The 12565-nt window shown below is 63.0% G+C and carries 9 protein-coding genes; 6 read left to right on the forward strand and 3 right to left on the reverse strand.

From position 1 onward, the window contains the following. Positions 1-445 precede the first annotated feature (445 nt). Positions 446-2437 (forward strand): DUF6571 family protein, encoded by a 1992-nt coding sequence (locus ACFOYY_RS01570; protein ID WP_386187083.1) that lies wholly within the window; start codon positions 446-448, stop codon positions 2435-2437. On the opposite strand, the gene ACFOYY_RS01575 is transcribed toward ACFOYY_RS01570, so the two are convergent. Then, positions 2432-2875 (reverse strand): hypothetical protein, encoded by a 444-nt coding sequence (locus tag ACFOYY_RS01575; RefSeq protein ID WP_386187086.1) that lies wholly within the window; start codon positions 2873-2875, stop codon positions 2432-2434. The two genes, ACFOYY_RS01570 and ACFOYY_RS01575, sit on opposite strands and share 6 nt — an antisense overlap. 87 nt (positions 2876-2962) lie before the next feature. Between ACFOYY_RS01575 and ACFOYY_RS01580 the strand changes: the two genes are divergently transcribed. Further along, positions 2963-3241: a hypothetical protein gene (locus tag ACFOYY_RS01580; protein WP_386187089.1), complete on the forward strand. Its 279-nt coding sequence runs from the start codon at positions 2963-2965 to the stop codon at positions 3239-3241. A 214-nt stretch (positions 3242-3455) separates the two neighbouring features. Here the strand turns inward: ACFOYY_RS01580 and ACFOYY_RS01585 are convergent, their stop codons facing one another. After that, positions 3456-3581 carry a DUF397 domain-containing protein gene (locus ACFOYY_RS01585; RefSeq protein ID WP_386187092.1) on the reverse strand — a complete coding sequence of 42 codons (126 nt, stop codon included), beginning with the start codon at positions 3579-3581 and terminating at the stop codon, positions 3456-3458. 1438 nt (positions 3582-5019) lie between these two features. On the opposite strand from ACFOYY_RS01585, the gene ACFOYY_RS01590 reads away from it, so the two are divergent. After that, entirely contained in the window at positions 5020-8955 is a 3936-nt protein-coding gene (locus ACFOYY_RS01590) for a hypothetical protein (protein WP_386187095.1), read from the forward strand. A 211-nt stretch (positions 8956-9166) separates the two neighbouring features. Continuing rightward, the gene (locus ACFOYY_RS01595) at positions 9167-9556 is read left to right on the forward strand and encodes a hypothetical protein (RefSeq protein ID WP_386187098.1); all 390 of its coding nucleotides are present in this window, start codon (positions 9167-9169) and stop codon (positions 9554-9556) included. A gap of 141 nt (positions 9557-9697) precedes the next feature. Here the strand turns inward: ACFOYY_RS01595 and ACFOYY_RS01600 are convergent. After that, a protein-coding gene (locus ACFOYY_RS01600; protein WP_386187101.1) for an IS5 family transposase occupies positions 9698-10517 on the reverse strand; the annotation gives its coding sequence in 2 pieces (ribosomal slippage) (positions 9698-9877 and positions 9879-10517; 819 coding nt in all). 142 nt (positions 10518-10659) lie between these two features. Here ACFOYY_RS01600 and ACFOYY_RS01605 point away from each other — a divergent pair. Then, positions 10660-11109: a hypothetical protein gene (locus ACFOYY_RS01605; RefSeq protein WP_386187104.1), complete on the forward strand. Its 450-nt coding sequence runs from the start codon at positions 10660-10662 to the stop codon at positions 11107-11109. A gap of 533 nt (positions 11110-11642) precedes the next feature. Beyond that, on the forward strand, positions 11643-12410 hold the full coding sequence (locus ACFOYY_RS01610) for a DeoR/GlpR family DNA-binding transcription regulator (RefSeq protein ID WP_362773929.1): 768 nt from the start codon (positions 11643-11645) through the stop codon (positions 12408-12410). The last annotated feature ends 155 nt before the right edge of the window (positions 12411-12565 follow it).

The raw sequence follows: 12565 nt of genomic DNA on the forward strand, positions 1-12565 counted from the left end.
CTGGAAGACCTCGACGTGCCTGACGTTACCTCCGTCTGCCCTGATCTGATCATGTTTTGTCACCTTGATGAGCTCGGCCGCCATCGGAACGGCGTCGAGGTTTTCACCCGCTTCGGCGAGGACACCGCCCTCTATCGCAGGCCGTGTGGAGGAAGTCCGAAAGCGGATCGTCGCCACACGTTCTCAACTGCGGAGACTTGAGGAAGGGCTCGCCCGGCTGGGCGAGTAGCGGAGTCGCGAGTCGTCTCATGGTGTCGCAGGGCGGGTCTACCTCTCCCATGAGTGCCCGCCATGCCGCGTTTGGGATGATGAATCCCGATAGGAGCACCTACTAAATCGACAATTGCCCCTATGTCACACAGATCTCATATTCAGCACTTGATATCCCTACTACATGGCTAGAGTGAAATAACTACATATAGGACGAAAGGACGCGGTGGAGCCGATGACGTCGGGAGCGGGGCCTCTGTCACCGGACTTCAGCGGGATCGATCCCGAGCTGATGCAGGGCTTCATCGGCGCGTTGGAACGTGGCCGCGACGTGATCGGCGAGCAGTCCGAGCGGATCCGGCAGTTGCTGGCGAGGGCCGAGGTGTCGGCGGTGGGACTGCGTCCGATCAAGGAGATCGAGGGCTGGATCGACGGCGAGCTGCCAGGGTTACGCAAACGCGGGGAGACGATCCAGGCCGCCGACAAGCTGTCATGGCTGCCGGGTTCCCGGCTCGTCGCCTATGACGAGGGGAAGCTCCTCTCCCCCGCGGAGGCCCGCAAACAGGGAACGGATCTGGCCAAACAGCTGCTGGCCGCCGAACCGGTCGACGTCCCCTGGTTCGGGCGCACCTCGTCCGAGGAGTACGAGAAGATCATCAAACAGCTGGAGGCCCACAAGAACGACTCCGATTACACCGCCGCCTTCTTCGCCGCCCTCGGCGTGAAGGGGACTCTGGGACTCCCGGTCCTGCTGCGCAAGAACATCGACACTCCCCACTTCCAGGCGACCCTCGGCCCACCCCGTTCCGACGACGAGGTACTCCGTACGGTGAGCCAAGCCTTCGGCACGGCCGTCTCAGGAGGCTCACAGGTCCCCGGGTTCGCGAAGATCAAGGACGCGGTACGGAATCCAGGCCAGTCAGGCGAGGACCGATTCGGAGCGAGCCTCCTGCTGAGCTCGGGCAGGTTTCCCGCCGAATGGCTGTCCGGCACGGTACTGGCCCACGGCCTGTCGGCGACCGGCAAGGCGAGCCCCGGGCTTCTCTACGCTCTGGGAAACAACCCTGCCGCCGCACGTCAGACGATCACAGCGCTGGTCGGGCCGTACGCCAAGGACCAGTCGAAGCTGAAGACGCTCCTGAAGAACCTCAACGACCACGCCGGAGGCAAGTACGTCTCTTCGGCGGCCGACTCCGACGCCTTCGGCCGGATGCTCGCCGCGGCCGCCGGGGTCTATGACGAGGAGGACGGTAAGCACAGCGAGGAGTCAGCGGCGCTCGCCTTCACCGTGATGACGACCTTCGACGACCTCAAACTCGGCGAGGGGGTCCGTAAGCACCTGGCCGAGATCGCCGGCGCGTACGCCACCGAGATCACCGAGGGCGCGAACATCGGTGACGCGAACATGACCGAGGACAGCACGCTGAAGCCCTCGACCTCGACGTTCGGCACGACGTCGACGTTCACCCTGAGCCCGAAGGACACCTACCGTTTCCTGAAAACCTTCGCCGACTCGACCGAGAACCTCGCTCCGTTCGACGAGGGGATGGGACGGTTCTCCGAGAAGGTGATCGCCGACGCCTCGGCAAAGACGCGGCGGACCGGGGACGTCGAGCACATGGACCGGGTGTTCACCGCCTTGGGTAACGTCCGCGGTTTCGAGTTGGCGGCCGTCGAGAAGGTGCAGGGCAACCTGGACAAACTCGACAAGCAGCGAGACGACCTGCTGGTGTTCCTCCGTGATACGGGCATCGGGGTGACGAGCACACTCACGGCGACGACCATGCCCGTGAGTCTGGCCTGGCTGGCGCTGAGCACCGGCCTGTCCGCCGAGGGAGCCTTCGGCGGGGACGACGAGACGCGGATGGATCGGGCCGACAAGGAAGACGACCTCGCGACACTCGGCCGTCAGCACACCTACGCCCAGATCCTCATGGCCAACGGTTTCAAGCCGGAGGTGACACCCACCGAGTTTCAAGCCGCCTGCCCGCCCGGCGTGGCCGTCGCCGACGCGAACGGCAACCTCAAACCGTTCTCCGAGCTGGTCAAGCAGGGAAACAAAGGACTTGAGGCCTTCGAGAAGTGGGCAGCCGCCAACGGCATGGGAAAGGACGAGCTCGCAGTAGGAGACCTATCCAAAAAGATGGCGTTTCGGTTCGACGGCGCTAATAAACAGGCCAGACAACGAGGATTGGGCTTCGACCTCGGCTCTCGCGTCAACTCATGAAGTGCGAAGGCATTCCGTCTCGCCTCGAACTCCATACCGTCCGTTACCGGGAGCATCCAGGATGATCACGGTCTTGTACTCATCGTTAACAAGCCGGACAGGAGCGTTGCCCGGATCTGCGACAATCCGATAGGGAGCGACTGCGGAGAGTGCGCCCACCAGATAGGTGTTGAGTCCGTTCGGTTCGCGTTCCGGCGCAGAATCTCTGCCGGTAACCGCAAAGGTCCGCTTGGCTTTACCTTCCCCGCAGGAAATGTCACGTCCACCCGGATCAGTGACCTTGACGTCGAGAACGCTACCCTCCTTCATCAGCTCGGTGATGTGTGCCTTAAGCGTCTCCCCCGCCTCGGCCGCCGTGGGGCCGCTGTCGCCGCATCCGGCCACCGTCAGCAACGTCACCGCGCAGACCGCGACGCCGAGCCGTACAGAACGTCCCATGAAATTCCTCCGGGGCTGGCCGATGTGTTGTAGATCCAATAATGTCCAATAGATCCGTCCGGTGTATCGGCATCCGAAGAGGGATACATGACAGATCTGGTGCCCAACCCACGGCGTCAGGTGTTGGAACAGACATTGGTTGAGGTCAGGGCGCGGATCGCCATTCTGGAGGCCGCACTCGACCCCGCCCACGGGCAGTTCACCGGTCAGAAGGTGTGGACGGGACCGAAGGCCCGGACGTTCACCGAGGATCTCAGCGCCCGCCGCACCCGACTCCGCCAAGCCGCCAGGGCGCTCCTCGACACACTTGAGGACGAGCTCCGCGCCGTTCCAGAGAAAGTCTCACCTTCCGCCGCCCAACACTGACGCACAAGACCGGCAAACCGGCCGCCGCCTGCCCGGCCGACGTGGCGGACAACAGGGTGAAGAATCACGCCCTTCACGCACCGGCTTCGAGTCGCCGCCCACCTTTACCTCATCTGGGTTCATCCAGGCGCCGGTATGGCGAGCGGTGGGGCGAGGCGGATCGGCGCCAGGGAACGGCCCTCAGCCCAATAGCCTTCCCCACCACCGCGCCCGGTCAGACCTCGGGGCGTACGGTCGGGTTGTCGAAGCCACCGCCCTTGATGACACCGAGGAAATCGGCCCACCTGGAAGGAGCGAAGGCCGGCACCGGGCTGTCAGGGTGCTTGGAGTCACGGACCACTCAACGACCCACGGATCAGCCAGAAGAGCCGCTTTTGACGCTGGGCTTCGACCCGCCCTTTTCCAGACGAAGCCGCCAGCCTGCTACCGGGCCTCCTGGCAGCCACCCGGACCGGTCTTCCATCGGCAGGCGACAACGAGCTTACGAACCCAAAGTTCCGCCGCTATGTCACGGCGTCGCCTTCTGCCCTGCTGGGCGCACGAAATATCGAGGTTAGTGCTGCGCACCATCCGATACCGCGGTGACCTCATCGGCGGGTGCCTCACCAGAACAAGTTTGGCTCTCACTCAGGGATAACCGCACACAACGCCACGAGTTAATTCGGCATGCATGTCCCGATCATCCTTTTCAGGCATCCTTTATTTCAGGCTTGCCGGGCTCTTGAATATTGTCTTGTGTGATGTATATCACACTCCTCGCGTAGTATGCCAATCGCAGATCGAAGTCACCGGAGGTCAAGTCCCCTTTTCTCGGGTTCTCGGCTGCAAACTAATGATTGCTTACTGAGATTCCGACCGTTGTGCGCACTTGCGACCCGTGTAATGATCAGTTGCAGAGATCACAAAGGTCTGAAATTTCCTTCAAGACAAATGGGTATTCGGTCGTCCAGGTTTTCCGAGCTTCTCTTTGTTTTGGTTGGTTGCCCGTCGCGCTAGTTCTGTGCAGGGATAGTGGCGTGGAAGGCGAACAGATCTGCCCACGCCAAGCTCCGCAGCCCCGGCGAACATGCGAACGCGCAGGCGGGGAGTGGTGAATCCTGCGCAGGTTCCGTCGCGGCCTCCTTGTGCAGGCAGGCCGGTCGAAATGCCTCCCGCCCGCCGTGTCCGCGAAGCGCGGCGAGAAAACCCGCTCATCGTCAACTTCGTTCAACAAGGTGTCTGGCTATGTTTTTTCATCTTGACACCTGTGCAGAAAATTCAACGACAACCGAAGCGATCATGGCCACATCTTTTATCCCCTTCCCTCTGGAGCGTATGTGTCCAAGCCTGTGCGGCGCCGACTGTTACAAGCCGGTGCTGTTGCTACTGCCATGTTCTTGCCCATCCTGGTCACACCGGGAAACGGTGCTCTCGCCGCGCCTGCGGGTGGCCCGGGCGCGACCCAGGACAGCTCTCAGAGCCCAGCCCCGGGAGGGGCGCCTCAGAACGGTGATCCAAACGGAAGTCCAGAAGCGGACCTGCCTGTAACCCCACCGCCTCCTCCCTTTTCCTCTTCGATTGACACCGGACGCAGAGAGGAAGTGCTCGGTCGGAATTGGCAGAATTCCAAGGATCGAGCGTGGACCACCTCGGGGGATGCCCGGGGATTCCATGTCCTGGTCGCAGACGCGAACACCGGATACACCTGGCGCACGATAGCCACGCTGTCCGAGCCTGGGTTCGAGGCAGACCAGTGGATCGGTAATGCGTGTGTGACCGGCTCGGGGAAACGAGCTGTCGTGGTCTACGCCCCCCGAACCTTCACCAACAAGGCGGAACTGTCGGCCCGTGGCGGTTTCTCGGCAGTGGTCGACCTGGTGACGGGAGACATCACCAAGCTCGCTCTGCAGTCCTCTCTCGCTTACTACAACCCTGGGTGCGGGCGTGGGGAAACAGCGGCGCTCACGCAAGAAGGCAACGAAGGCGAGGCGAAGACCCGCCTCTCCAGTGTCGATACCGCCACCGGCAAGGTATCCGCACCGGTGGCGTTGGCGGGCCAGGTGACCTCTGCCGTTCCTGCGAAGAGCGGGTTCATCGCCGCTGACGGCACTCGCCTTATCGGCATTTCGGCCAAAGGCAAGAAGTCCCTGCTGACCACAGCCACCGGTGTGCCCTTCCGCATCAACCCCGACGCCCTCGGCGGCGTGGTCTTCATGGATCACGAAGGCGCCAAGGGCTTTGTCCGACGACTGAACTCTGCTACGGGACGTGTGAGGGCGAGCACCGACACCCTGGCTAGCGGTGATCTTCACAAACTGGGGTTGGCAAGAGCCTCTGAAGGGCGGGTCTTCGTCACTGGCGAGCCGGAGGCCGTCGGTGAGTTCCCCCCGGCGGTGGCCCGCCTGGCAGCTCCGGCGGGCGCACAGGTTTCCACCGAAGCCGAAGTCGTGCTCAACGCCGTGACATGGGCGGGGGCAAAGGACCCGCGGACGCCGAGCCCGGACTCTGGGGCCGCGCGCCCGGTGAACATCGCCATGACTGTCCTGGACACAGGAAAGCACGTCGATCTGACGGCCGACCCGCAGAGCGCCTCTGGCGAGATCGTCGCACAGGGCCAGACCATGAGCCCCTCCCTGGGGAAATCGGCACTCAAGAGCCTGACGACAGAACAAGGATCGCCAAGCGCTCCTACTGAAACCGAGCGCACCTGTGCCGTTCCCCGCAACGATCCGGGTAACCAGGTGCTTCAGCCCAAGCCTCGCCAGATCGAGTGGGCGGTTGACCAGGCAGTCCGCGGTTACCTGAATCCACAGCGCCCCGCCGGCTGGATGAATTTGGGTATGCCTGCGTACACCCCGCAAGGCCTGTTCAACTGGGTTCCTCTGAATGGCGGAGGCTTCGTCCCGGCACAGGTCATGCTGGGAATTACGGCACAGGAGTCCAATCTGTGGCAGGCAAGCTCCAATGTGCTACCCGGCGAAATCGGTAACCCGCTCATCGGAAACTACTATGGCCGTCAGGTGTACAACTCGACACCGGCCGATGACTGGGACGTCGACTGGGACAAGGCCGACTGCGGTTACGGGGTCACGCAGATTACCGATGGAATGCGACTCGCCGGCAAGGAAAGGTCAGGAGAGACAGCCCTTCCTTATGCGACGCAGCGTGCCGCGGCGCTGGACTTCGCCGCCAACATCGCCGCCGGTGTACGGAATCTGCAGCAGAAATGGAACGAGACCAAAAGTGCGGGGCTGACGATCAACAACGGAAACCCCGCGAAGATCGAGAACTGGTTCTATGCCGTTTGGGCCTACAACAGCGGCTTCCACCCTAACCTGGGTGATGGCAGTCCATGGGGGGTCGGGTGGGCCAACAACCCGGCGAACCCGCGCTATCCGGTGGATCGCCATGCCTTCCTGGACATTACCTACGATGACGCCCGGCACCCGCAAGACTGGCCCTATCCAGAAAAGGTCATGGGGTGGGCGGGGCATCCGATCGAAAGCATCGAGTCGCCTGACACGACATTGGCGGGATATCGTCCGGCGTATTGGAACGGCACCGTCGTCACGGCACCGATCAACCGCACTATGGTCAAGCCCCCGACGAACCAGTTCTGCGACGCCACGAACAACTGCTACCCCGGCGAGCAGAACCCCAACGACGAGGACGAACCGGCAGGTCCGTGCCGAAACGTCCACCTCAAGTGCTGGTACAACAAGCCAGCTACATGGAAATCGGACTGTGACGCCACCTGTGGAAACGAGCTGTTGCGTTTCGACCCCGGTTACGCCTACCAGGCGGACGGCACGTCTTATCCGCCCAACTGCACATTGACCGGCCTGCCGGCAGGGGCTCTCGTCATCGACGACGTACCTGACAGTGCACCTTTGCTACGCGGTTGTACACGGCCTGCTAACAACGCCGGGTCCTTTTCTCTCAACTTTGCCGCGGACTCCACCGGCCATTTCCCGTCGAAAGTAGATTTTCACCAGATCGGTGGAGGGTTCAGTGGGCACTACTGGTTTGCGCGTACCCGTGCAGCAGGCCAGGAAGGGGGCAAACTCAATGTTGAGGGTACATGGACCTTGGGCAGTGCCGTCAACGGTCCCGCCCAGGTGCTCGTCCATCTGCCCGACCATTATGGTTATACCAATCAGGCGAAATATAAGATCTACACCGCAAATGGGGTTAAATCTCATGTGATCACACAGAGAAGGACGGTGCCCAACCCCTTTGAGACGGTGGCGCCCGGGCCCAATCGATGGGTTTCTCTTGGGGCCTTCAAATTCGCAGGAGCTCCGAAGGTGACGTTGAGCACTGTCGCCGATGACGGTACCGGCGACGAAACCGTCGTCTTCGACGCTGTCGCGATCGTCCCGATGAGTGGAAACCTGGTTGAGCGAAGGTTTGACGCGGTCTCCATCTTCGATCCGGAAACCGACCTCAATGGCGGCCTGGTCTGGCTCGCCGACACCCCCCTTCGTACCATGACCACGCTCTACAACTGGGCTAAGGGGCTGACCTCCGGAGGCCCGGTATGGGACAATCCCGATGAGACCCAGACGGGTGTCTTGCAACTCTCGAAATGTTCGGGAGCAGTGAACGCAGGTTGTGCGGGCAGCGCGACATGGGATGCGTCCAAGGCGTGGAACGATGACATCCTGGCAGCCGGGAACTCTCCGACCCAGCATGCGCCCGACATGACAGAGGCCATCTGGATGAACATGTCCAACCCTCGGCCGGACATCAACGCTGATCCTGATACGGCTTTCGTAAGTAAACACGACTACAAGATCAGAACACATGTTGACGTCAGATACGTCGTGGGTGCGGACGGAAAGATCGTGGCAGGTTCGGAAGGGTCGAATGCCAGCACGAGCGTCGGCGACGCTCACGTTCCCAGGTTCGTCCGAGACATTATGGCTGCGGTTCAAACTGATTATGGAATCGCCAAACCAAACGTTGCATTCGACATGGTCGACGCCAATCAGTACACCGGAAAGTTCACACACGTCGATCCGCTCGGAACGAGCAACGTCCCAGGGCAGGCGTATATCCCGAACAACCGTCCCGCGAAGCTGGACGCCGACCGGAACTGTACGGAGACACGCGCGGTTGGCGGTGGTGTCCACGGGTTCCGCGCCATGGTCGGAACGCCCAGCGTAGATGCGAACGTCTCAGCATGGCTTGATCAGGTCAATGCCGAATCGCGGATTCCGGCGGAGATCAAGCGGATGGCCGGTGATATCTACAGCATGTTCTTCAGGTATCGGGGCCCGAACAACATGGCGGGATCCATGATCGCTAACGCCCCGCCCATCTGGCAGCACATCAGTATGGCGTTCTGCGCCGACGGTACGGTCAAGCCGACTCACCGGTCCTCCACCGCCTACTACGGCGTTGACAACGCCATCGCGTTCCAGAGCTACATGCCTGACATGTATCTCTACCTGGACGGCAAGATGGTCAACAATCAGGGTGTTCGCTCCAACGTCCCCGCGCAGAAGGGGAGCTGGTTCGAATTCTCGAGTTTCGGGCTCGACTTGGGGAAGCCGTTCGCCTACTGCGACTTCCGTGGTGGGACGGCCAACGGTAATCCCTGGTCAATTCAGGCTCCGGTTCCCGTCCTCGGAGATGGGCCGTCCATGCGACCGACTAGAGGTTGGTACTGCGACGACATGGACAAAAACCAGCCCTATGTGTGGTGGTACGATAGGGTGAACAGCTCCTGATGCCATTCTGAGAATCAGGCGGATGTGCGGTGCAGGGGTGCTGTCAAGGCGCCCCTGTACTCTTTATTTGATTGGCACGTAATTTATGAATAAGCGTCTGGTGTGGGCCTATGGTGTGGCATCATTACTGACTTACGCTACTTCGGTTCTCCTTTGGAGCACCGAGCGGAACGATCTGAGAATCGCTGCGTTCGTTATCTTTCTTGTCCACGTGGCCGGATCGCTGACCTGGCTCGAGGCCCGGAGTCTTCCACGGCCGTCCGTATCTTTCTTCACAGCGACACTTGTGGCATGGCTGTTGACGGCCGGGTGGGTCGTTGGAATGCCTTTTTCGCTGTGGGCGTGGCCTGTCGCGGCCGCAGGAGGGTTGTTGCTCACAGTCGCGGTCTGGCTGGGCCGGCAAGGAATAAAATATGGGCACTGGAGTGGTCTCATCCTCCTCGTTTCGTTGCTTTCCGTGATCGCTTACATCGCTCATCAAGAGCCAACAGGGGGTGAGTTTTGGTGGCTCATCGAAAGCTTTGCCATCATGCTGGCGCTGGTCTTGGCCATAAGTTTCTTCCGGGAAAAACGAGCAGAGCGCAAGGATAACCGGAATTAAGCGTCGTGTTGTTCGAGAGCCGAGGTGACCGGGGATCAACCGTTCTCGACTGGTGAGACAGGAACAGCCCTGGGCGGGCGGGTCGTTGAGGGCGCCCCGGTACGGAGATAACAAACGCGATCTCTGGTGATCGTCGGTTGTCTAAGACCGTGTCCGGATGAGGCGTTTGTAGCAGCACAGGGATGCGGCGAGGCGGAAGAGTGCCAGGTAGTTGTCGGGATTGCGTTCGTAGCGGGGGCTGAGCCGGCGGTAGCCGGTCATCCAGGAGACGGTCCGCTCGATGACCCACCGGCGGCGCCTGGGGCGTTCGCTCGACTCGGTGGCCCTTGCGGGCGATCCGGACGCCGATTCGCTTGCCGCGCAGCCACTTTCGCAGGTGGGGCACGTCGACCGCCTTGTCCGCGTGGAAGCGTCCGGGCTTACGCCAACGGTCTGGGTCCCGGGTCCGTCTCGCCAGGTGGGCCTCCACGATGGGTTTCAGGGCTTTGCTGTCGTGGGTGTTCGCAGCGGTGACGTCGACGACCAGGGGCAATCCGCTCGCGTCCGACAGGATGTGCATCGTGGAACCCGGCCTGCCGCGGTCCACGGGGCTCGGACCTGTGAGTCCCGCCCCTTTTCCGGCCCTCACATGGGCGGAGCCGAGGACGACGCGGGAGACGTCGAGCAGGCCGGCGTCGTCGAGGCGCCGCAGGACCGCCTCGTGCAGCCGGCCCCAGACACCGGCCTTCGACCAGATGAGGAAGCGGCGGTGAACGGTGGACGTGGAGACCCCGAAGCAGGGCGGCGACGCACGCCATGCGCACCCGCTGACCAGCACGTAAACGATCGCCGCGAACAGCGGCTCATCGGGCGTGTTCCGCGTCCCACCGCCCTGCGGCCGCACCCGGTCCGGCGGGACCGGCGGCTTCGCGATCTCCCATAACCCGTCCGGAACAATCCAACTCCGCGTATCCCGCCCCATGCCTCAACCAACAAGCCATCACCACATAGGACACGGTCTTAGGCTTCCGCTGCTCGCGGTCCGCCGTCTGGAGCGGGCCGACCGTGAGGCCACCTCCTCCTCAGAAGGGGCCGTCCTCTCAAGAGGGGCCACCCCTTCGGAGGTGACCACCCCCTCGACGCAGGTCTCCTCCACTGAGGATCCCTCCGCGACCGGGAAACCGGTGACGCCGTCCGCCATCCCGAAAGACCGGACAGCGCAGTACCAGGGCACCCGGATGCTGACCGAAAGCGGGCTTGACCTGGATCACGTTCCTCCGGACCCCAGCCGGGAGGACCTGCGGTACGAGAAGCGGCCCGGCCGCGGGATCATGACCGGGCCGTCTCTTGTCTCCGTTGTGTGGTCCGCGCCCAAGGCGCCCTCCCGGGCTCAGTGCGAGGAGGCTCTGGGAGCAGGCCTGCCCGCTGGACACGTCTTCGGGCACACGGCTCCGGGGACGGCCTTCTGCATGTGGACGAACGTCGACAACGTGGCCTTCGTGCGGGTCTCGGGGCCGGAGGGGGAGGAAGGGGTCCCAGTCGACATCGTCGTGTGGCCGAAGCAGCCCGCCTGACCACGACCCTGGAGGCAAACCATCAAAACCCCCACAAATCCCCGCATAAGTCCCACAGAGGGCCACACGGCAGGAGCCTCACGGGAGGCCCGTAGCCCAGGCCCGCGAAAGCCCCGGGACCTCAGGTGACCTAGGACCCCAAGGTCCGCGAAAACCCACAGCGAAGACTCAAGCCCGGCGGGCACGGGAAGCCCGATGAAGGCCCACAGGAAGGCCCGATCCCTGAACCCCGGCGGGCCGGGGGTGTCCGCAGTCCCGAAAGGCCACAGGAAGGCCCCGATCATCTGACCACCCTCAGGTACCTCGACAGCGCCGTGTCCCGAAAGGCCACAGGCAGGCCCCGAGCCCCATCGAGGTGCCGGCAAGCCAGCGGCATCACCGGTCACACACACCCCACAGCCCACGAACCACCCCACGTTGGTGAAGATTTGGACAAAAAGTTCTTTTGTCTCAATCTTCTGCATTGACCTTTAAACCACAGCGAACCATACTTCCCGTCATGGAGGCACAGAAATCCACAGAAGCGGGCAGTCATGCTGCCCGCTGAGCGGCACTCGCGGATCGGAGAGGCGTTGCGGGCCTCCCGGGTCGTCAGCACCGAGGAGCTGGCGCGTGAGCTGAAGGTCTCCGTGGAGACGATCCGACGCGACCTCGTCCTGCTGGAACGTCAGGGCAGGCTGGCGCGGGTGCACGGCGGGGCGACGGTCGCCTCGGGGCGCTCCTCCGGGGAGGAGGCGCCCTTCACCGAGCGGACCGGGACCGCCGCCGAGGCAAAGCGGCACATCGGCCGGGCCGCGGCGGCGCTCGTACGGCCGGGCCAGACGATCGTGATCGACGTGGGGACCACCGCCGTGGACGTGGCCCGTGCCCTGCCGCTCGACTTCACCGGGACCGTGGCCACGTGTTCCCTCCTGGTCGCCGCCGAGCTCTCCGAGCGCCCCGGCGTCGAGGTCCTCGTCTCCGGGGGCAGGCTCAGGAGTGGTGACCTTGCACTGTCGAACTCCCTGGCGCAGGCCTTCTTCGCCGACCTGAACCCGGATGTCGCCTTCCTCGGCTCGGGAGGCGTGGACGCCGTCGCCGGGCTGACCGACTACTACCTGGACGAGATCGCCGTGCGCCGGACGATCCACGGCAACGCCGCCCGCTCCTTCGTGCTGGCCGATTCGAGCAAGTTCGGCAGGATCGCCCGGCATCGCGTCGCGGGTATCGAGGAGTTCGCCGGACTTGTCACGGAGACCGAGCCACCACCGAGCATTCGAGACGCCGTCACCCGCGGAGGCGGGGTGGTCGTCCTGCCGTGAGAGCCACAAGACCCGCGGGACCTTCGAGAGCCCCGAGAACCGCGAGACCGCGAACCAAGAAGGCCTGAGGCCGTACGGCAAGACGCCAAAACGGCCCAGACGCCAGGTCCCGCGACCTGAGACCCAGAAAAGCCTGAAAGACCCAGAAAAGCCTG

The sequence above is a fragment of the Streptosporangium jomthongense genome (genome assembly GCF_042650425.1).
Taxonomy (GTDB): domain Bacteria; phylum Actinomycetota; class Actinomycetes; order Streptosporangiales; family Streptosporangiaceae; genus Streptosporangium.